Source organism: Xenorhabdus sp. Sc-CR9 (genome assembly GCF_963897815.1).
In the GTDB taxonomy this organism is placed as follows: Bacteria; Pseudomonadota; Gammaproteobacteria; order Enterobacterales; family Enterobacteriaceae; genus Xenorhabdus.
In genome coordinates, this window is the sequence record NZ_CAWQTY010000077.1 from 17,683 (window position 1) to 40,514 (window position 22,832).

General features: G+C 45.9%; 12 protein-coding genes and 1 pseudogene. 1 reads left to right on the forward strand and 12 read right to left on the reverse strand.

What is annotated here, in order from left to right; genetic code table 11:
* Positions 1 to 48: 48 nt before the first annotated feature.
* The 10 genes from AACQ81_RS03745 to AACQ81_RS03790 are packed head-to-tail and all read right to left on the reverse strand — an operon-like array spanning position 49 to position 8,109.
* Positions 49 to 474, reverse strand: coding sequence for a hypothetical protein (locus tag AACQ81_RS03745; RefSeq protein WP_237386358.1), 426 nt, complete (start codon positions 472 to 474; stop codon positions 49 to 51).
* On the reverse strand, positions 471 to 893 hold the full coding sequence (locus AACQ81_RS03750) for a GPW/gp25 family protein (protein ID WP_237386359.1): 423 nt from the start codon (positions 891 to 893) through the stop codon (positions 471 to 473). The genes AACQ81_RS03745 and AACQ81_RS03750 overlap by 4 nt, the downstream gene beginning before the upstream one ends.
* A gap of 10 nt (positions 894 to 903) precedes the next feature.
* Entirely contained in the window at positions 904 to 2,520 is a 1,617-nt protein-coding gene (locus AACQ81_RS03755; protein WP_237386360.1) for a phage baseplate assembly protein V, read from the reverse strand.
* A complete protein-coding gene (locus AACQ81_RS03760; RefSeq protein ID WP_237386361.1) occupies positions 2,517 to 3,209 on the reverse strand; it encodes a CIS tube protein in 693 nt (230 codons plus the stop codon). The genes AACQ81_RS03755 and AACQ81_RS03760 overlap by 4 nt, the downstream gene beginning before the upstream one ends.
* Positions 3,206 to 3,388: a DUF5908 family protein gene (locus AACQ81_RS03765; protein ID WP_041983027.1), complete on the reverse strand. Its 183-nt coding sequence runs from the start codon at positions 3,386 to 3,388 to the stop codon at positions 3,206 to 3,208. Before AACQ81_RS03765 ends, AACQ81_RS03760 begins: the two co-directional genes overlap by 4 nt.
* Positions 3,385 to 3,843, reverse strand: coding sequence for a phage tail protein (locus tag AACQ81_RS03770; protein ID WP_237386362.1), 459 nt, complete (start codon positions 3,841 to 3,843; stop codon positions 3,385 to 3,387). The genes AACQ81_RS03765 and AACQ81_RS03770 overlap by 4 nt, the downstream gene beginning before the upstream one ends.
* A gap of 15 nt (positions 3,844 to 3,858) precedes the next feature.
* On the reverse strand, positions 3,859 to 5,103 hold the full coding sequence (locus tag AACQ81_RS03775; RefSeq protein WP_237386363.1) for a phage tail sheath C-terminal domain-containing protein: 1,245 nt from the start codon (positions 5,101 to 5,103) through the stop codon (positions 3,859 to 3,861).
* 59 nt (positions 5,104 to 5,162) lie between these two features.
* Positions 5,163 to 6,527 (reverse strand): phage tail sheath family protein, encoded by a 1,365-nt coding sequence (locus AACQ81_RS03780; protein WP_237386364.1) that lies wholly within the window; start codon positions 6,525 to 6,527, stop codon positions 5,163 to 5,165.
* 25 nt (positions 6,528 to 6,552) lie between these two features.
* Positions 6,553 to 7,620: a phage tail sheath family protein gene (locus tag AACQ81_RS03785; RefSeq protein ID WP_237386365.1), complete on the reverse strand. Its 1,068-nt coding sequence runs from the start codon at positions 7,618 to 7,620 to the stop codon at positions 6,553 to 6,555.
* Positions 7,621 to 7,659: 39 nt separating this feature from the next.
* A complete protein-coding gene (locus AACQ81_RS03790) occupies positions 7,660 to 8,109 on the reverse strand; it encodes a phage tail protein (protein WP_237386366.1) in 450 nt (149 codons plus the stop codon).
* Between the two features lie 592 nt (positions 8,110 to 8,701).
* Here AACQ81_RS03790 and AACQ81_RS03795 point away from each other — a divergent pair.
* Entirely contained in the window at positions 8,702 to 9,946 is a 1,245-nt protein-coding gene (locus AACQ81_RS03795; RefSeq protein ID WP_237386367.1) for a phage tail protein, read from the forward strand.
* A gap of 269 nt (positions 9,947 to 10,215) precedes the next feature.
* Here the strand turns inward: AACQ81_RS03795 and AACQ81_RS03800 are convergent, their stop codons facing one another.
* A complete protein-coding gene (locus AACQ81_RS03800) occupies positions 10,216 to 21,660 on the reverse strand; it encodes a non-ribosomal peptide synthetase (protein WP_237386368.1) in 11,445 nt (3,814 codons plus the stop codon).
* Positions 21,661 to 22,635: 975 nt separating this feature from the next.
* A pseudogene (locus AACQ81_RS03805) lies at positions 22,636 to 22,824 on the reverse strand (Fe-S cluster assembly protein HesB); the annotation flags it as partial.
* Positions 22,825 to 22,832 lie beyond the last annotated feature (8 nt).

The following is a 22,832-nucleotide window of genomic DNA, read 5'->3' on the forward strand; positions in this document are numbered from 1 at the left end:
TAAAGGATTATTCACACTGTTTAATTTCGATTTGTTTCAGTCAAAACCTTAATTCACGGTGGAAAAATTTTGTTGAGTAATAAAACTTCCTTTGCCCAATGAAGCCGTTGTAACATCCGGTTGCGGCGGGTTCACGGTATTATTCATGGCGGGTGATTGAGGCGTAAACATGGCTATAAACTTTTGCCCCTTGATAATTAAAGCCGCGCCACTGGTACAGTGAAGAGCCTGCTGGCTGGCGTCCAGTGTGTCTATGGTAATGGTGCCGGTTCCCGGCGTAGTGTGTGTTGCAGTGATATAGGTTGCAGAAACCCTGACTTGTTTCTCATCCCCCAGAATGCAGGTTTTTTTGCTGTTTACCTGTGCATGTCCTGTGCCACTGATCTTGGCTGGACTGGAAGGTGTCACCTGTCGATTCCCAAAGTTGAAATCAAACTGGAGCATGTCTCCATCTGTCACAATGGACTCACTCATACCACCTCCATCACCCGACCTTCACTCAATGCCAGTGTTCCCTGAATTTGCTGATTGATATCGCTTCCCCGCAGGCGATACATGACCTGCACTTGCAGGGTATTTTTGCTGTTTGGCGACTGAAGGACCTGAATATCCGTAATATCCGCCCGTGATTCATAACGCAATACACTGTCATGGATATGGGATTCAATTTCAGCAAACAGTTCGTTACGGATATTTTCAAACATAAAATCATTTAATCCGCAGCCATAATTTTCGCGCATCAGGCGTTCCCCTGGATCAGTGCTGAACAGAATGTGCAAACTCTGGCGCACATCTTCCGCCCCCTCAGCCATTTCTACCCCCTTTTCAAGGGAAAACGCGGGAGGGAACGCCCAACCACGACCATAGAGTTGTGTCAGTATTTGGTTTTCCATTGTTCACCTTTCACTGGGTAAGATTAATTTTGGCACCTTTGATTTCAACACTGTTTTTGCCGGACAGATTGAGCGATTTATCCATTTGGGCATTCATTGTCTGCGCTTTCAGTGTTAATTCTTTTTTCGTTGACAGAGAAATATCTTTATCCTGTTGGAGCGCTATTTGATTATCTCCCGCATTGATTCGGATAATTTTTTCTTTGCCATTGATGACAAGTTGTTGTTGGTTTTCACCTTGCTTAACCACCAAAACTTTTTCCTGATTATCTTGGGTGGGTTCTAAAGGTGCTTTATTTTTCGGGTTGTGCATTGCTCCCAGAATTACCGGATAACGTGGATCATTTTCAAAGAATCCGACAATCACTTCGTCACCGGGTTCTGGATAGAAACAGAAACCGCTTTCGTGGCTGGCGTAAGGCTTCCCTAGTCTTGCCCACAGAAATTCATTCGGGCGATTCAGCACCGGCAGAATAATCGGAATGCGGTTCAAGGCTGCCTTGTCCTGCTGGTACTTTGCTACCGTCGCAATATGCAGTTCGGGGGCATCGGGTAACACGGGCAGATATTCCTGTTGTAAGCCCATGCTCAGGGTGGTTTCCCAATCAATTCGCCGGTTAAAACGATGGCGAACCGCGGTAATGCTGGCTGTACCATCCAGTTGTGAACCAAATCCCGTCAATTGAATGTTGTCCCCTAACTGATAACGTCCATCGCCTTTAAGCAGGAATTCGCCTGTGACGCCAGATACGCGCTGGTTCAGCAATAGTCCCTGTGCCAGATAGCCACTTTCTTGGGTGGTTAACGGGCTGCTGTAGCGAATGTCCCAACTTGTTTTATTCAAAGACACCAGCCTGTCAGGGGAGAGTGCTGCTTTTCCCACGGCAACACTGCCGTAGCGGCCGCCGGATAATTCCTGTTGTTTACTGATATTCCAGCCACTGACTTCCAGTGAAGTGGGGTTAAGATGATTGTCAAACTGCCAGCTTGCATCTTTGACGACGATATCTTTTTTCTCATCCCCCCGGCTTTTCAGGGTATAGGTTGAATTCGATTTCAGGGATTCAGGCTGGGCAAGCCGAACGCCTTCTGTCGTGGGTAACAGCCATACGCCAGTGGCTGATAGCCGGCACAGAAGAAAACGCCAGTCTGAACAGCGAAATTGCACCATCTGCTCATGCTTTTGATCCAATGCAGCTATCCGTTCAAAGTGAGCATTGATGCCAGCCTGATTCAGTAGGGTGTTTAAGACGGATTTTTCGTTGCTGTCTTTAAACAGTTGTGAATGTTGGGTATCCACCATCAGTTGCAAGCGATGCTTGACGAGCAACGTGAGCATTAATTGCTTATTTTTTATCTTCAACGTGTTACGGGTAACCAGGCCGTTAAATAACACCGATTTCCGGCTGCCATCAGTCACTTCCAGACGCAGGGTTTTACCTACCTGACAATGGGCCAGTTCTGCCTGTACGTCTGTCTGGCTGAAAGAGGAAAATGGCCTGTCCGGCAGGCTGAGTTTCAGTGTTGCCGAAGGAATGCTGTTAACACGGTAATAGGTATCCACATCGACGGCAGCCAAAAGAGACAATACCTTGCCATCTGCAATAATTTTCAGTTGATGGCTCATGGTGCGTCTTCTCCTTTGGTAGCCTGTAATATTTCACCCGGTACGAACCCGTTGAGGTTATCCAGACCGTTTTGCCAGGCCAGTGTCAAATAATCGACGCCGCCGGATAGAGTTGATGCCGTACCGGCTGCCATCAGCGCCAGCGATACGCCATCTTGTACCCGTAAGGCGATTTTTGCCGGCGATTTCAGGTTTTGTTCTGTCTCCTGCAAAACCAGACTTTCATCCGCCACCAGTGTCAGAATGACCCGCGCCCGCAAGGGAGTGGCATCACGATCAAACAGGGTGTAATTCACAGACAGACCTTTCGCCCTGCCAGAAAAATAACCGCGGTTTTCCCAACGCATTTTTCCCCATTTAATTTGCAGGAATCGCGTTTCATTACTGGTGGCATCCACACTGCACAGTTGTTTGAGCTGCATTAACTGAGCTTCAACGGGGGTTTTGTTACCCGGCATCGTGGCATCAAAAATCAACTCAAGGGATAACCTTGCGGGCTTGGCCTGTACATAAATATTGCTTTGTTTCTCGTTATTAATAGCCTGAGATTGTTGATAATCCGTTTGGTAATCCAGTTGCAGGGAATCGGGGTTATACATGGCTTGTACGGTGCCTGCCCGTATTTTCCCTTCCCTGTCTTTATAAGCATTAATGGTCAGCTTTGCTAAACCACGTTCAATCAGACTCATGGACGCCACCCTTCCTCATCGCGTAATGCGGCCAACACTTCGCGTTTAATTTTTTCAATCAGGATTGCTTCATCCAGGCTTTCCTGAATCAACGAATGGCCTTGTCGGTCTGATTCAGTCTGTTGCGCTGATGACACCACTTTTGCCTGAATGATTAACTCTCTGATTTCTACTGTCATACTTTGACTCCCAACCAGCACATATCCTGATAGCGCAGTTCAAGGGTATTCACCAAAATGGCGTTGCTGTTCGCGTCAAAGTCGCCGGTTTGCCAGCGTACCGGCAAGGCCTTGCTCAGTGTCCAACTGGATACGGGCAGTAAATTTTCGTTTAACAGCATGATCACCACATCCGCATAGGCGATTTTTTCTCCGCGTAATACGCGGTCAAACATCCAGGTCAAAGGAGAAACCGTCATCACGCCACGTTCCAGCGTTAATGTGCCATGTTGGATCTTCTCGGCCAGATAGTTATTGCGGGCGTTTTCGCCGCCTTGACTGTGCTGGGTCACCTGAAGCTCCCGACTCAGGCCGGAAATGCGCTGAAAGCGGATATCCAGCGGATCGGGAATGCCATTGAAAATAAAACTCGCCATAAAACGGTGGGATACCACGGGGGTGTAATAATCGTTCATTGTGCTCTTTCCTTCTTAAGACAAAAGCGCTCCCGTCTGGGTATCAAACACCAAACTGATCTCGATAAATTCAGCGGGAGACAATACGGCCAGGGCGACTTTCATGACCATTTTTCCGGCACGGATATCCTCTTCGGTCATCGTCTCATTGACTCCTAGCAGCACAGTAAATGCTTCATCTTCCCGTGAGCCGTACAAGCCGCCCTGTAACCACAATTGCCGTAACCAGTTGTAACTTTGTCCCTTGCATTTCATCCATGTCAGTTCGTTATTGGGTTCAAAGAGGTACATACGGGCCAATTGCGCCAAATGCACGGTGACATAAGAAACCAGACGCCGGGTTTGCAGGTAACGCCATGGCGTGCTGTCTGTGTTTTCCAGCGTGCGGCATCCCCATACGCGTATGCCTTTGCCGGGGAAACTGCGGATTACGTTGAGTGAAGTGCCATTGGCGTTAAACAGCACACTCCCCTGAAGATAGGATTTAACCGGCCGGATAACCTGAGACAGGGCAATATTGGCCGGAGCCTTCCACACACCGACGTCGCTATCTGTGCGCTGAATAAGTGCTGCGATGGCGGCGGTGGGGGAGAGCACGATATCTTTTTTGCTGGCTGTATCTTTGCTGGATACGTCCTGATAAGTGGTTTCCAGACGAGGCCAATAGGCCGCTCCCCATTGACGATACGCTGATGATAAATCTTTCAGACATTGGTGAGCTTGTTCAACTTCATCCGGCGCATCCAGCAGCAGAAAAAGGTTGGAACGGATTTGGCTCAGTTGCAGCAGTGTCGTCCAACTTTCAGACCACAGATTGACTAAGGTGTTTTGATCCTCAATCACACTGTCATTCAGCCGGGCGATATCCGGTGCCAAAATCAGGGTAATTTGTGTTTCACCGCCAATGGCTTCGGTTACCGCATCAGAGCTTAATGCTGCCATCAGGATTTCGGCTTCCGCTTGGGTGATATTTGCAGAGGGGATATTGCCTTGCAGCGGTAAAATAAAAGCCCGTTGCCCGCCATTATCGAAATAGTGCCTGACTGCCAACGCCATCAGATGATCGTCACCAAATAGCTGGTGATATTCCGCCAGATTGTCGATACGAACTGCGGTTACTGCTTGCTGTAGTTTTAATTGCTGTGGTTTATGGGCGGTATAGCCAATAAATACGGGCACTGCGCTGGGTATCTCTTGCTGGCCTGTGGTAATGATACTTTCTGTTAAGGTCACGCCCGGTTGAATTCTTTCCACCATCATCTCCTCCAAAATGGTTAGATAGGCACTGTTAATACAGTGCCTGTGTTTAATCATGGAGATTACTGAGCGATATCCTGCGTAAATTGCAGAACGATAAATTCAGCCGGCCGTACTGCGGCCAGACCTACTTTCATGATCATTTTGCCTTGTTTGATATCAGCATCAGACATAGTGATATCCTGACCAATATGGACAAAGTAGGCTTCTTCCGGGCTGTTCCCCATCAGGGCATTTTTTTGCCAAAGGGCATAAAGATATTGGTCAACGGCGGCCTTGGCACGCATCCAGGTCGGTTGATTATTGGTTTCAAATAACACCGCCCGCAGTGCCTGGCGGATATCGCGTTCAACGGAATTGAACAGGCGACGGACAGGAATGTAACGCCAGTTAATTTCACCGTCCTGAGCATAAGTACGCGCCCCCCAAACCATCAGGCCACGGCCGGTAAATGAACGGATAACATTGATGCCATTATCATTCATGGTGCCTTGCCGTTCGTCATCGACTTTATCAGTCAGGCCCTTGATTCCGCTGAGTGCCACGTTGGCGGGGGCTTTCCAGACACCACGCTGGCTATCAGTTTGGCAATAAATTCCTGCTATGGCAGCACTGGGTGAAAGGGTGAGATTATCTTGTTGTATTTCTTGCAACCTGATATCAATTTCTTGTGCCAGCTCTTTATCTGTTTCCCTAAGTTTATCCAGAGTTTTCAGCTTGTTCTTGCCTGATTCATTCTCATAACCACTGATAACAATGCTCTGTTCGTCGGGCAAGGTGGAGAGTTTCAGGTTTGTTTCCAACTGAGGATAATAGGCGGCGATCTTGGTGCTATTTGCCATGCCAGACACCGATTTACCATCAAGGCTATCTGCAATCAGGAAATAGCCCACTTTTTTGTTATCACTGTTCAACAGGGGGCTGACTGCACTATAGACTCTGTTTTTATAACCCTGATCTTCTTCTGGACAAACCAGAAGAGTAATATCCCCTTTTTGTTCAATCAGTTCGGGAATGGCAGCCAGAGCCAAATCGTCATTAATATCGTCCAATAAGTAGATATAACAAGCCCCGCCCCCATTCTGAAAATAGAGCTTCAAGGCTTCTACGGCTGGAGATTGATTGATTCTCTCAATATTGTGGATCCATTTTTTGGGATCTTCGGTGGCAGGGACAGCTTTTACTTCATCGCCGGAAGAAAGCTCAATGTCCGATTTAATGGTAATCTCGGTTACTGGTGCCAGAGAAAAAGCAGAAGTAAATTCAAGCCAATTGTTGATACGGGTACAGACCTGAGCTGAATCCGCTACTTTCGGGGTAAATTTACCGATAAAAACAGGCACGGCAGTTGCGCTATTACTGACAGACAATGCAAGGGAAGCATCTTCTTCAATAGAAACGCCGGGCGCTTTTAGATTAGCTGACATGATAATTCCTCATCAATCAATGTGATTAACGCTGTTCTACATCTTGCGTAAACTGGAGAATGATAAACTCCGCAGGTCTAACAGCAGCCAAGCCGACTTTTACAATCATCTGCCCTTGATTAATCTGTTCTGGCGTCATCGTAATGCCCTTGCCAATCTGCACGAAATAAGCTTCTTCTTCTTTGCTACCCGCCAGTCCCCCTTGTTGCCACAGGCTATGAAGATAATTGCTGATTGCCGCCCTGACGCGTTCCCAGGTCGGCTGGTTGTTAGGTTCAAACATGGCAAAACTCATGGCGCGCTTAACATCCCGCTCGACGGTATTAAACAGTCGGCGCACAGGGACATAACGCCAGTTGTCAGTGTCTTCCAGTGTTCTTGCCCCCCAAACGGTGGCACCGGTATTGCTGAAATTTCGGATCATATTGATGGCACGGCCGGAGTTGTATGCGCCCTGCAATTCATCCGTGACCAAAAATTCAGGCTCCAGACCGCCTTTCAGAGCGATATTGGCAGGAGCCTTCCACACTCCGCGGGATAAATCGACGGAGGAATAAACCCCTGCCATAACAGCACTCGGTGGAATGGCAATATTTGCCCAATCTGCTTTCAACCACGGGTAGTAAACTGCGGCAAATGGTGTGGCGTCATACTTTTCTTTGACCGTTTCTGCACCATCGATAGTCAATGCTTCTTCAGGACCATCAAAAATGGCAAATAGCCCCTTTCCTGGCTTGCATAAATTTGTTACGGTTTCTTGAATATCTTCACCCGCCGCAACCAGCAAAGTGACATCATCTAAGGTTGGAATTAGTTTTTCTAAATTCTGAGTCTGGATGAGATAGCAGTAGCCTCCGCCATTGGTAAAATAAGCCCTCAGAGAAACTGACAACTTATCTTTGTTGTCAAAGTCTCCAATCAAATCTAGATAATCCATCCAGGAATTAATTCGGAATGTAGTATCTTCATTAAAATGTTTGTTTTCTTTATTCACGGCAAAAACAGGAACGGCTGTGGCACTATTTGATACAGATAAAGCCAGGCTATTTAATTCTTCAATATAAACGCCGGGATAACTGGTAACGGTTGTCATAAAAATTCCTTTATACAAAATGATTAACTATGTAATGCCTTAAACAGCTTGCATGGTTACGCGATCAGCTATCAGGCTAATTTCCTGAATGGCGATATCATTGCTGGTGGCATCAAAGGAAGGGGAAGTCAACGAGGTAGGGAAAGCATTAGCAACATTCCAGGTCATCAATAATTCGGTGCCTGCGTCATTGGTTAAGCTGATGGTAATATCTTTTTTCTCAACTTGATTAAGCTGGATAGAATTAATCCAATCAAACAGTTCAGTTTTGCCGGGGAAAACACCTTTACGCAGAGTAATATTGATCGGTTGACGTTGGCCGGGCATTTTTAACCAATTACCTACACCATCACGGTACTCAATGGTTTCATAGCTAATATCCAGTCCTGAAACACTATTAAATGGAATTTGTTCATCCCCAACAGAAACAATGAAACGATAAGAGGGAATAGGATATTCAACTGCAATTTGAGATGTACTTGTAGACATAATAGCCTCTTTTAAGAAATTGTTATGATTGGTTTCAATTAAGATAGGATGCAAGGAAATATATTCAGATAAAGCTACCGCCACAAAATGACAGGAAATATCATTCTGAATTTTTTGGCAATATCATGATTACATCGATAGTCATCGTGCCGAAAAAGCGATAATGAGTACATTGCCAATAATGCAATTTGCTTTTTATGCATCTTTATTTACATGTAAATGAAAATGAAGATATTATGTCTTGTCTGTTGAAACTTGTTATTTTTTAAACCTGATTAGGTGAGTTAAATATGAATTAATAGAGTGTTTTCATTAAGTTACCGAATGTTGAATATATGATCATTCAGGACTGACGCACCAAAGATTACTTTATAAAAATGCCAAAAAATTCAATGAGGTTTCTATTTTATTATGACCGAAAATATCGGAACTCTGCGTGGTTGTTATGTGATGATTCTTACCTTGGAAAATAGGAACAAAAAAACATTCAAATAAAAAAGATGATAAATGTATTTATATACAAGAAGAGTCCTTCTGAGTCCTGAAAAATATTCCGTCAATGTTATAAATGTTCATCAATTTGGAGAATAAAATGACTGATAACAATCGTAATTCGGAAAGTTTGTTTACAGCTAAAATAAATGCAATACCGCTAGCAGATGCACTAAAAGAACGTTTTAAATCGGGCAGTATTCCATTGCAAACTGATTTTGCTGATTTAATTGATATGGCAAATGTCGGGCTACGTGCCACAGGGCAAGCCTCAGATCAAGAAGGTTCTGGTGATGGATTCAAACTGGATGATAGCGGAACACTGCAACTTAAATTAAATCCAGGCAGTACCGCCACTGACTATGCACCGTTAATTAGCGTGAAGGACATGCTAGCAACCGACCTTGGTTCCGGGTTGGTGTATAAAATAAATGGTATCTGCGTTGGTGAGGGGAACGGCCTTGCTGTCGGCACTAATAATGTGTCGTTAAAACTGGCGAAAGGCTCACAAGTCAATGGTGGCGGTGGTCAAGGTACTGATGGGCAAACTTCCGGTAGTGCCGGGGGTCTGGCGTTAAGCAGCGGGGGGTTATCTGTTGATGCCGGGGAAGGTATTCAAATTAATAGCAAAGGAGTGAGCGTTAAACTCGTGCCCAACAGTGGGTTAATTGCAGATGAGAGTAATGGTTTAAAAGCCGTTGTCAGCGATGGTATTCAAATTAATGCCAAAGGGATGAGTGTTAAACTTGCGGCCAATAGTGGATTAAGTGCTGATGAAAATAATGGTTTAAAAGTTGTTGTCAGCAATGGTATTCAAGTAAATGGAAATGGTATTGGCCTTACTCCTGAGCAAACCTTCCAGAAAGGGATGGTGATGATGTTTGCCGGAACTGCGTCTGAAATGCCAAAAGGGTGGGCATTATGTGATGGCCAAAGTGGAAGGCCGGATTTACGGGATAGATTTGTACTTGGCTCTACCGGATTTACCAATGTTAATCAAACCAATAATCAAAAGGTACAGGGGAATAATAATGCCAAGTCTTTTAATGTAACTTCAGATACAAAAACCCCCAGCATTAGAGTTAATGTTAACGGGCATACCCTAACACTTTCTGAGATCCCATCGCACAGTCACTCTATTAAAAGTGCGGGGAATGAAGGGGGGGACGGGCAAGCTATATATGAGAGGAATGGGAGGAGTCCTAGTTATAAATGGAGTTTTTCAGGGTCAGAAGGAGGGGGAAAATCGCATAGCCATGGAGCCTCAGCAACTCAAGACAGTCATTCTCATAGTGTTAATGTGGTACCCCCATATTATATTCTCGCTTTTATCATTAAGCTGTAGTTCATTTTCTTTTTTTAGTTGTGATAGGGGGTAGGTTTTATCTGCCTCCTGAGTTGACATTCTAAAGTACATACTATTTATAGCAATCTCTATTCTTTATGGTATGAATTTTCTGATATTCTCCAATTTTGCGTCAGTGTTTGGGTCAAATACAAATTAAAACAGGCCCAAGTTCATTGGCAAACCGGGCCTGATATATTTATTATTCGATACGATCAATATGCTTTACTGTCATAAAAATTACGCCATTATTTTCACAAAAAGTTAGATTAATCCACCATTTCCAACATCCCTCCGATAAGTTGCACTTCCTGCTCGATAATAGTGTGGTGGTCACAAAGCAGTGGTATGACGGACAGATGTTGGCAAGTTTGCCCTATATGGTTATCACTGGCGTACATTGCCTCTGTTGGTGCCAATTCCTCCTTGGTTAATTCGGAATGGAATTTCGGCAGTCGGGTCGCTTTGAACAGAGTGACTCGACTATGTTGCAAGGGTTGAGAAATTTTATTCTGGCAAATGGCATCATCCGCTGGGCCGGCTTCCAATGCCCGCGCTGCGGCATCACCTTCCAATCCCAATTCCTGCAACAGAATTTGCCGCCAGCTTGGGTGCATGGAGCTTAAACTAACCTGATAGAAACTATCCAGCAGGTAAAGATGGATGTCAGTGATCCCTTTGGCTTCCAGTTGGGCAGCAATCTCCAGCGCAATCAATCCTCCCATTGACCAACCCAGAATATGCACAGGGCCTTGTGCCAATGGCTGATAGCATTCCATTTGTTCCAGATAGAACCGGGCAATGTCATGCAAGGAGGTGATTAACGGCCGGTGGTACAGGTTGTAATTATCGACACCCAGACAATGCAATTGCCCCTCCAGCTTTTTGGCGATATTCAGATAAACTTCGCATCCTGCCATCGCTGGATGGATCATCCACAATGTTTCCTGAGCTGTTTTCTTGTTCAGCGGTTGTATCAATTGGTATGCCAGACTGCCCAGAATGCCACGGATATTGCGTTGCTTGAACAGTTCCATCACGGGGATCGATTGCCCTAGCAAGGCAGACATCTGTTGGCAGACAGGGATCGCCAGAATGGATGTGCCTCCACATTCAAAAAAGTCATCGTTGACGCCAACATGCTCCAGACCCAGTTTTTGTTGCCAGAGCTGACAGAGTTGCTGTTCTTTTTCAGTTTGCGGCGCTTGATAGTGATGCTGTTTTGGCGCGAAGTGATGGAGTGCCGACAGCTGCTTACGGTCTATTTTTCCACTGGAATTCAGTGGTAGTTCTGGCATCCGTGCCAATATAGCCGGCACCATATATGGCGGTAGCGTTTGGGCAAGACGCTGGCGCAAATCAGTTTCATCAAGGGGTACATCACTGACGTAATAAGCGGCCAGGCTATCAGATGAACCACTGGCTTTGACCAACGCACACTGGCGGATACCTTCGATTGCCATCAGCGTATTTTCAATTTCCCCCAGTTCAACCCGATGACCATTGACTTTAACCTGACTATCTATCCGGCCCAAAAATTCAATATTGCCATCTGGCAGCCAGCGACCTAAATCACCTGTGCGATACAGACGTTCACCACTTATCGGATGTTGGATGAAACGTTCTTCCGTGCGGATCGGGTCTCGATAGTAACCAATCGCCAAGCCGACACCACTGATGTACATTTCACCAATGGCCTGGGCCGGTACAGGTTCCAGATCATTATCCAGGATCAAAAAAGCCTGATTGACCAGTGCCTTGCCATAAGGAATGCTCTGGTTATAGCTGGCACCTTGTGGTACTTCGAATAAAATCGACCAGACTGAGGCTTCGGTAACGCCACCGCCGCTGAATATACGGCAGTTGGGAAGCCAGTCACGGCAACGCTGAACATGGTTAACCGGGATCCAATCACCGGTTAATAGTACTCTGTCCATTACAATTTTATCTGTTGTGGCTTTATCGGCCACAACAATATCTGTTCCAATAATATCTGTTGCAACAACATCTGTTGCAACAACCGGCAGCTCTGTCCGGTTTTCTACTTCCTGCAATAGCAGCTCGAATAACGCGGGGGCTGCATTCCAGATAGTGACGCTATGTTCACGGATCAGGTTCAATAAGGCGTGAGGTTGGTATCGTTGTTCTTCGCTAGGAATAACCAGTTTTCCTCCCACCCCTAAAGCGCCGAAGATGTCATAAACCGACAGATCAAAGCACAGAGCATTGAGCGCCAGCAAAGTATCTCCCGGTACGACGTTAAGTTTCCGGTTGATGTCTATCAAGGTGTTATTCGCGGTGTCATGCCGGATAGCAACGCCTTTTGGTGTGCCTGTTGATCCAGAAGTGAAAATCACATAAGCCAGACTGTCACAGGAAATAGGGACAGGAAGGGACATAGGCTTCGGTGCGGGCAAGTGCAGGGCGCGTCCGTCAGGAGCTATTTGGATAACTTCACAGGTTTCTACTGCCCACGGTTTGGTACTGAGAACCAACTGTGTTCCAGTTTGTTCTATGATCTTCTGGCAACGCGGTTGAGGCCAGGATACATCCATCGGCACATAAGCCCGTCCTGCCAGTGAAATAGCCAGAACAGCGATGATTTGCGCCCGGCCTTTACTGATCTGAACCGCAACCAGTTCAGATTGATTGCGGGGATGTTGATGGATTTGCGCCGCCAATACCTGTGCAGACTTGAGCAATTGGGCGTAGCTGCATTGGCCGATGGCATCAATCAACGCGATATCATCCGGGTGTTGCTTAGCCCAATCGAGAATGCCTTGATACAGCGGATGGCGGTAGAGAGCTGCGTCCTGTGTTTCCATTGGCGGTTTCAACAATGCGATTCTTTCTTGCGGCGAATACAGGCTGATGTTTTTCACCAATTGCTCAGGATGTGCCGCTATTTGCATCAGTATATTCTGTAAATGCTGAACCATCCCATCAATGGTAGCTGGCGCAAACAGTGCGGTAGCATAGTTAATATTGCCAGTCAGCGCTTCATGACCGTCTTCAAAATAGAAGCCGAGGTCAAACTTGGCAACATCATACAAATCCGCCAGACTCTGCATGGCAAAAGGGGCATCAATATCATTCGTTTTTTGTTCCAAGGAAAAAGAGACTTGAAACAGCGGGTGGCGTGATAAATCACGTTGTAAGTTCAGGGACTCAACCAGTTTCTCGAAAGGCATATCCTGATGCTGCTGGCTGGAATTGGTGTTGCCGAATACCTGCCGGATTTGTTCAGTCACACTCCAATCTGTCGCTATCTGATTACGCAGTACCAACATATTGACGAACATGCCAATCAGCGGTTCCAATTGTGGATGTGAACGATTGGCAATCGGGCTGCCGACAATGATATCGCGCTGACCGCAATATTTGAGCAGCAGGAAATTAACACCAGTCAGCAACACCGCATGTAGGGTGACCCCCAATTGACAGGCTAATTGTCGCAGTTGGTGGCTTAATTGTGGTGCGATGGAAAAAGCAACCGTGTGACCACAGTGGTCAAAAACGTCGGGACGTGGGTAGTCACAGGGAAGCTCCAGTTGAGGGCTGTGCTGCAACCGTTTTAGCCAGAACTGTTTTAGCTGATCCAGTTTATCGCTGGACAGCGATTGCTGTTGCCAAGCGGCATAATCCATATATTGAATAGACAACGGTGATAATGCTGGTGGACGTTGGCTCAATTCTGCGGCATAAAACTCGGCCAATTCCCTTAATAATACATTCAGCGACCAGCCGTCAAAACTGATGTGGTGAACGTTGATCAGGCAGAAGTGGGAGACTTGCCCATCCGTTTCAACCCGTTGCAGTAGTCTGGCCCTGATGGGGTACTCATGGCGCAAATCAAAGGTCTGGAAGATCTCCTGCCGCAAGAAATCGAACCACGCATCGGCCTGCACTTCAGCACAGGGAACGGCCAACGGATCATCATGGGATTGCAGGAAAAACGCTTCTTTTTCATCTTGCTCAAAGGTGCAACGCAATACCTGATGACGGTGGACTACCGCTTGCAGGCTAAGGATAAAACTGTCTATTTGGGTATCGGCCCGCAGACTGAATAATAGCGGAATATGATAAACATTATTTTCCTGCATCAGCGTTTCGATAAACCAGAGTCGCATTTGGGAAAAAGACAGGATACCGCGTTGTAAATCTGCTTTCGGTATTTCGTCAAGTTGCTCTGTGTGACTTGACAGGAAAGTACACAGCGATCTGACGGTCGGATGCCGATTCAGTGCGGCTAAAGGTATCTGGCGTTGCAATACCTGACTGAGGCGATTGCTCAGCTGAATTGCCATAATGGAGTTGCCGCCCAGTTGAAAAAAGTTATCGTCTATACCGATGCGTTCAGAGGGCAGCAGTTCTGTCCAGATATCGCAGCATTGCTGTTGCAAAGGTGTTTCTGCGGGAATGTATTCCTGTTGTAAATCAGTAAAGTCAGGAGCAGGGAACTTACGGCGGTCCAGCTTACCATTGATGGTCATCGGAATAAGGGGTAACGGGATCAATGCACTGGGCTGCATATAGTTAGGTAACATTTGAACCAGTGATTTTCGGATTTCCTCTGGCTCTGTATCACTGGTCGAAGTGTAGTAACAAACAATCCGAGGGGATTCTTTGCTATGAATGATAGCGACAGCTTGATCGACACCAGAAACAGTGGTAAGCACACTCTCAATTTCCCCAAGCTCGATCCGATGCCCGCGAATTTTCACCTGACTGTCATTACGGCCAAGGTATTCCAATGAACCTTCATCCAGCCAGCGGACAATATCGCCAGTACGATATAAGCGAGGATGATCCGTGTGTTGTTGGTATGGATTGGCTATGAATTTTTCTTGGCTCAGTGCGGGTTGGTTCAGATAACCTCGGGACAATCCTATACCTGACACAAACAATTCACCCGGTACACCGACAGGCAGTGGTTGCAGATTGGTATCCAATACATAGACCCCGTACTGTGTTAGTGGTTTGCCGATATTGGCTGCACCATTGTAACGATAAGGGTTAACGGTAGTTAATACACTGGCTTCGGTGGGACCGTAGCAATTAAACACATTGCGTCCCTGAGCGGTATAGTGATCCAACACATCCTGAGATACTGCTTCACCGCCTATCGCCAGCCATTGCAAGCTATCCGGCAATGTCGGTTTGAGTTTGAGCAAGGCGGGTGGCAGCATCGCATAATTTACTTGGCATTTTTGCAACAAGGTTTGGAGTTCCTGCAAATCATAACGCTGCGTGTCAGAGGCCACGACCATAGCATGACCACCGGCAAATGCCGGGAAGCTTTCCATTAAATGGGCATCAAATACCAGGGAAGCAAATTGCAGGAAGCGAAGGCCCGGTGGTGCCGATCCCAATCCTAGTCTGGATAATAGACTACGCGCCATAAGTGCAGGGCCACGGTGTTCTATCAGTGTGCCTTTGGGTTTTCCGGTTGTGCCAGAGGTGTAAATCACATAGGCCAACTGATCAAGCGCAACTTGTGGCAAAAGCAGCGGTATATCGCTGGTGGTGCCTGCATCTTCCAGTTCGCTCAGGTAAAGCTGTTGCAGGTTGGGGCGATCAAACAGTGATGCCAGATCCGGCTCAGTCAGCACCAGCTGCATTTTGCTGTCTTGTAAGATGTAATCCAGCCGCTCTGTCGGTGATTTTATATCCATCGGAACATAAGCAGCCCCGGCTTTCAGGATGGTCAATAAGGCGACAATCATATCAATGCCGCGTTTGCAGCACAGGCCAATCAGTTCACCCGAAGCCAGCTCACGCTGGAAACGATGTCGGTATATTGCGCGAAGCTGGGCCGCGTAATGTGATGAAACCTCATCCAGCTCTTGATAGCTCAACGTTTTGTGGTCATCCATTAATGCGGGAAGCTGTGGTGTCAATTGCGCTTGTTTTTCCAATAAACCATGCAGGGTGCTGGGCTCCCATGTTTCTGACTCTGGCGCAGAAAAAGCCCACTCTTCCAAGAGTTGTCCGCGCTTGTCGTCACTCAGTGCCGATAGCCGTTGGTGCGGGTAATGAAGATGAGAAGGCAGGCGAGCCAGCAATACACTTAACATCTCCAAAATAGCATTGGCCCGTTCTGCATTAAGGCAACTGGGTTTGTAAGCCAGAGAGAGCTTCAGGCCTTGTTTCACATCACCTTCGGCAATCAGGTTCAGCGGGTAGTCGGTATCGTTTTTGGCAGCCCTTACACTGGCCTGCATGATATCCAGTTTTGTCGTGGGATAATTTTCATAGACAAAGAGTGTCTGAAATAGTTTTTCACCAATGAATGGCAATTCAGCCAGAGGCTGATAACTGTAAGTATCCAAATCAATCATGCGCTGATGAAGTGTATGAAGTTGTTGCAGGCAAGTCAGATGCGGTTCCCAATCCATCATCAAAGGTAATGTATTGATAAATAAGCCGACGCTATCTTCTATTTCTGAGATGGGGTGATTGCGTCCAGATAACGTAATGCCGATGATGGTCTGAGTTTGTTGGCTAAACAGGTGTAATAATTTGTGCCAAGCAAACTGCAACATAACGTTGAGTGTCAGGCCATGATTGCGGGCGGTTTCCTGCAATGACAAAGCAACAGAGTGGGATAATGTGTGATGCACTGTAGCTTGGATTTCTGACGTGCCATTGTCAGGTGCATTTAACAACAGGGAAATATCGGTGCTCTCCCAATGCGTGATACCGATTTGCTGCCAATGGCGGCGACATTCTTCCGCTTGACTGGCGTAGTAACGCTGGGTAGCCAGATAGGCTGTATCGCTGTGGGTATCTGGAGTTTGACCCGCCAGTAGTTGTTGGTAAGTATGGTGAACATATTCCAGCAATATCTGATTACTCCAGCCATCAATAATAATATGGTGACTGGTATGAATCAGGCTGTATTGCTCTGCTGCCAGTTTAACGAGGCAAACACGCATCAATTCAGGTTGACGCAGGTCGAAAGGCCGGCTGCTTTGTTGTCGGCTAAGTTCAGCCAGCATTTGTTCCGGCTCAGAATGATCACTCAGATCATGGTATTGCCAGGACAATTCAGCATGCTGGAACACAATTTGCCGGGGTTGTTCTTGCCAGTCAAAACCCGTACGCAATATAGGATACTTTTGTTGCGCACATAGCCAGGCTTTGCGGTAACTGCGGGGTTCAATGGATTGCTCGTAATCCAATACAAACTGGAAATGGTAGGTTGAATTTTGCGAATGGCTCAGGTGATGGTGGATGAACCCCTGTTGCAGGCTGTTGGCAGGATAAACCCAAACAGGTTCTAATCCTGCTGGCAGTCTCATCAGTAAATCCGCATCAACGCCATTATCCATTTCTTCCGGACTGGCATCGGAGGAAATAGTATGGGAGGAAGAGGCCAGAAGGTCGATTAACAGCATCAATGCAGTCTGGAAATGGTGATCCAACTGTACAAGTTGCGTCTGGCTTAGCAAACCATCCCAGCGATAATGCAACTCTTGGCCGATAAACCAGACGTTGAGGGTAAGCAAACCGCTATCAGCATTATGTGGATGGACAGTCTGACCTGCTATTTCAGCGGTAATTTGCCAATCACTGTCATGTGCCTGCAATTGCCCTAAATAATTGAACACGACTGCCGGATAAGGCAGAGAAAATGCACTGCGCAGGGTGCCGTATGAAACACCTGAATCCGGTACGTTGGCGAGGGTAGCCTGGACTTGTTGCAAAGAAATCTTCTTTTCACCATCGGCGGAAAAATGCAGGGGATACAGAGCCGTAAACCAACCAACAGTACGGCCAACATCCAACGGAATGGATGAAAGTTGGCGGCCATGCCCTTCCAATAGCAGCGTGTGGCTTGATATCCCGCTGACATGATCCAGAGTATGCAGCAGCGCAGTCATCAATACTTCATTAGGGTTATTTTTTGCCGCGCCACTGGTCACATTCAGCAGACGGATACTGGCTGCTGATGGCAGAGTTTGCCACAGGTACTGGCGGGTATCATGAGTATCCAGTGACGGTCGATAGTCATATTGTGATACACACTGTTGTTGCCAGAATTCACGTTGAGGCTTAAAGTGGGGGGTTTGTTCCGTCAGGGCTGTTTGCCATTGCCGATAGCTGGCTGTTTTAGGACCGAGTGCTTCACCATGATAAAGTTGTTTCAAATCATCCAACAGAATGCGCCATGAGACCGCATCAACAATCAAGTGATGCAGGGCGCAATAAATACGCGCTGAACCATCTGGATAACCATCAATATAAGCAATGCGCCACAGCGGGCCATTGGCGATATCGAAATCACTTTGCCAAGAATCCAGACAATGGTTGAACTCGCTCTCGTTTAATTGATCATAATGGCAAATTTCGAGTGCCATTGGGGCCATCTGTGAAATATCCAGATAACGTTGGTGTTCAGCGCAGAGAAAGCGAACTCGTAGCATATCGTGGCGTTCTGCCAGCGCCTGAATCGCGTTTTCTAATTTCTGTGGCATTAAAGGCGGAACTTGAATCAAGAAAGCCTGATTCCAGTGATTGGATTGAGAAAATGCCTGATCGAAAAACCAATGTTGAATGGGGTGCAGAGAAAAATCACCCTGTAGTATTCCCTGTTCGGCGTGCTGCATCTGGGTTTCGGTTGTCTCTGCCAATTGTACTGCCAGTTTGGCAATGGTGCGGCATTGATGTAATAGCTTGGTGCTGCATGCTAACTGCTGGCGACGCATTTCTGAAATCAGGCGGATGACGGAAATAGAATCCCCCCCCAGATGGAAAAAGTCATCATCAATGCCAATTTCATTCAGCCCCAGTATATGTTGCCAGATAATTTGCAGTTTGTGCTCCAGTTCTGTGGTTGCAGCCCGATAAAGGTGATAGCTCTGTTTGAAATCGGGTTCAGGTAATGCTCTTGCATCCAGCTTGCCATTGATAGTCATTGGCAAGGTTTCCAGTTGTACGAATGTGGAAGGCATCATGTAATCTGGCAGGGAAAGATGTAATGTGCGGCGGAGATTATCTTCATTCAGGGAGATGTCTGATACATAGTAGACCACGATTTGTGAGCGATCCTGACCGCGTACTTGCGCCGTGCATTGGCTTAGCCCCGATGCGGCAATAAACGCCTGTTCTATTTCAGCCAATTCCACCCGATGCCCGCGGATTTTTACCTGAAAATCCTTGCGCCCCAGATATTCCAGTTCCCCATTCGGCAACCAACGGGCCTGATCACCTGTGCGGTAGAGCCTCTGATCGTCGGCATACTGCGCAAAAGGATTATCAATAAACGCCTTTGCCGTTAACTCGGGTTTTCCCAGATATTCTCTGGCTAATACAGGCCCGGAAAGGTACAGTTCCCCACTCATTCCCATCGGTACTAACTGCAATTGCTCATCCAACACATAAGCATGGACACCCGGAAACGGTTGGCCAATATTGCGATTATTATCCCCATCTCCTTGATAACGGTGTATGGTGGCACACACGCTGGCTTCAGTCGGGCCATACGCATTGAACAATCTCCGGCCTTGCATTGAGTAGTGATCCAAAATGGCTTGTGGAGTGGATTCGCCCCCGACCAGAATGGTTTGCAATGTTGCAGGCAATGCTGGTTTTGTTTTCAGCAGTGTAGGTGGAAGAATGCTCCCTTCAACCTGATATTGTTCGATTAATTTTATCAACAGGTCGAGATCATGGCGCTCTTCTTCCGAAACAATCACTAAAGAATGACCAAAACACAGGGCGATAAACGTCTCGAACACATGGGCATCAAATGCCAGAGAAGCGAACTGTAACCAACGTTGAGGAAACTCAGTGCCTTCAATAAGAGCGGCGTATTGACCATCAAGCATAGTCAATACGCCGCGATGTTCTAACAAGGTTCCCTTTGGATGCCCTGTTGTCCCAGAAGTATAAATAGAATAGGCCAGAGATCGTGGCCCTGTAGCGGTTTCTGGCGCACAGTCCGGTTGGTCACGATAATCATCGTTGGGATTATCTAAGGCCAGCAGAGCCAGATTCTGGTCATGATCGCGCAATCGGGCTTGGTGTGCCATCTGTATCACTGCCAACTGAGCTTGACTGTCGGCCAGAATATAGGCCAGTCGTTGTGACGGTATTTGCGGATCGAGAGGCAGATAGGCCGCACCTGCCTTCATTATAGCCAACATGGCAATCACCATGTCTACCCCGCGATTCAGGCAAATGGGCAGTAAAGTATCTGGGGACAGTGGTCGCCCCGTCACCTGCTGGTAGCGCTCTTGTATCAGGTGGGCTAATTGGTTGCTGCGCTGTTCCAATTCCGCATAACTCAATTGTTGCTGGTTATCAATCAAAGCAATGCGTTGCGGATGTCGTTTTGCCTGTTGTTGGAAACTTTCATGAAGAGTCGTTGCAGGGATATCGATCGATTTTCCTTGATTCCCGAATTCCAATAACATTTTGTTTTGAGTTGGGGGCAGGAGAGGAAAGTGTTGGAGTGGCGTTTCAGGATACGTCAGCGCATTGACCAGTAATTGTTGGAACTGTTCTCCTAATACTGCGATTTGCGTCGGGTGAAAACAGTCGAGCAGATAGCGAATGCGAAAAGACCACTGATCACCTTGTTGCTGGTATTCTAGAATTAATTCTGAACTAGCTAAGTCATTGTTAAAACGGTGATTGTAACGGACTTCACAACCCTTCAATTCTAAACAGGTATCCTTAAGATGGGCTTGAGATATAGCAACATTCAATTGACAAACAGGAACAGAGCGCAGAATCTCAAAGATCGGCCAGGATGAGAAACGCAGGCCAGGGGCTGCTTTCAATGATGATGTGTAACTTAGCGTGTGCTGATAGAGCGAAGAAAAACTGGTCGTGTCATCTAACCGGAGAGGAAAGACAGCGGTATTGATTTGTGCCCCCAGTGAAAGAGATTCACTGCCTGCCAGAGAGAGGGGATAACTGATATGGACTTTTTTATCCGGGGAATATTGCGCAATCAATGCTGCCCACAACGTTTTGAAGATGAGGAAGGGAGTACCGTGCCGCACAGAGCGCTTGAGACGCTGCCACTCATTCAATGGCAGGCTGAAACGAAATTCTCCGACCACTTCCTGCTCATCTTCTGCTTGTGCTGATGATTTTGTTTGTAATGACAAATAGGGCAATGAATTACTGGCATTCATCCCATCCAGACAGGTTTTCCAGAACTGTCCGGGGTGATATTCGTCCAATATTTCTACCTGCTGATGATATTGTGAGAATTTTTCTGCAATTTGCTCTATAGTCAGCGGTGAATGGCGCAGTGGTTGTTGATTATAGAGATCGGATATGGCGTGGTATAGCTCTTCGGTACTCTCGCCATCCACCACAATATGGTGCAATACAATGACCAATTGAAATTGTTGTGTTGCCTGCTGGAATAGCCCAAACCGGATCAATGGTCCTTGCTTTAAATCAAATGGCAATAAGGCAAACTCGCGTAGTTTCTCTTCGCTATCAAAAATTTTCAGAGGATTGGTATAATCAGAAAAAGGTTTCCAATATAATTCACCATTTTCTTCATCAAGCCGAGACCTCAATAAAGGATATTGTTTCATTAATTCTTGTACAGACCAACGCAATTTACTTTTATCCAAATCGCCATAAATAGTTTGATCCATGACCATATTGTACTTAAACGAATCAGGATCGAGAGTCCATTCATTCCAAAACAGGTGTGTAAATGGAGAGGCTGAAATGTTATCCATATAAATATTTCCTTCGGATTTAAGGTTAAATAAAAATATGTTCATCTGAGCAAAAATCAGGTGAACAATTTTTGAAATAGTTTTGGCGATCCATTGGAAAAGAAATGCCTTGGCTAGCCTTTATGTTAAAATTAATTGTCTGGCGAATATTGTTATTTATTGTCGTTATAGGCATTCTTAATTTGATAAGAATTCTGCTTTTTAAGCATATATATTCCATTCTTTCATTAGGGATGGGCACTGTTACTCTTTATTTTTATCCCCGTTATCTTTCAGGTTGCCGCTAACAAAGCTGTAGCTTGGCAGACAAAGGATATAGAGATATCTTGGCATCGTGATATACCGCTTTGAATATTGCCCCAATCACTGACAGTTATTGAATTCATAAAACGGCTATTTGCGTTATCAATATTTTGTTTAAATTAAAATGATCATTTATCAATGTGTCGAATTTTAACTATCCCCTTCGTCTTTCAAGTTGCCGCTTTGTTGGCTGTGCTCGCTCACTCCGGTCACCGTTTTTGTAAACATACGGTCAGCTATACTCCTGAGGATTTGCTCTTTTGCCGTCGCGCTGTATCTTGAAATCCATTGGATATACACAATTTTGATTATCCTGCATTGTGGAGTGAATACTGGGAAAGAAAAATGAAAATTAGTTACACTAAATTATTATAATTATTTGTTATTATTTTTCTTTGAAACAGCTTGTATTTAAAAGATACTTTCATAACAAAATTAAATAAACATTATTTTAAATAATACACGAGTCATAAAATATTTAAATATATAGATAATTTTATAATATATGTTGATAATAAAAATTAAATGAAATAATCATATTATGAAAATATAACATTGGTTTGCAAACTTAAGGAGGGAACTTTTGATGGCGTAACATAATTTGTCCAAAAGCAAAAATATTTGGTTCTGCGCGAATATGTGTCGTGACGGGAAAATCAAGGCTATCAGCTACTAAAAAGCATCACCAACTGCATTTCCTTGCTGATAAGCCAGTGCCATGGTCCATGGCTGCACCAAATACAAAGCCGTTGACTGAAAACGGAATGAACTAACTTGTGCTTCCCTTACCACAAAACAGACATCACTGAAACTGGCCAGCGGACTACTTTGACTATCGGTAATCACAATTTGCTGTGCACCTATTTTGC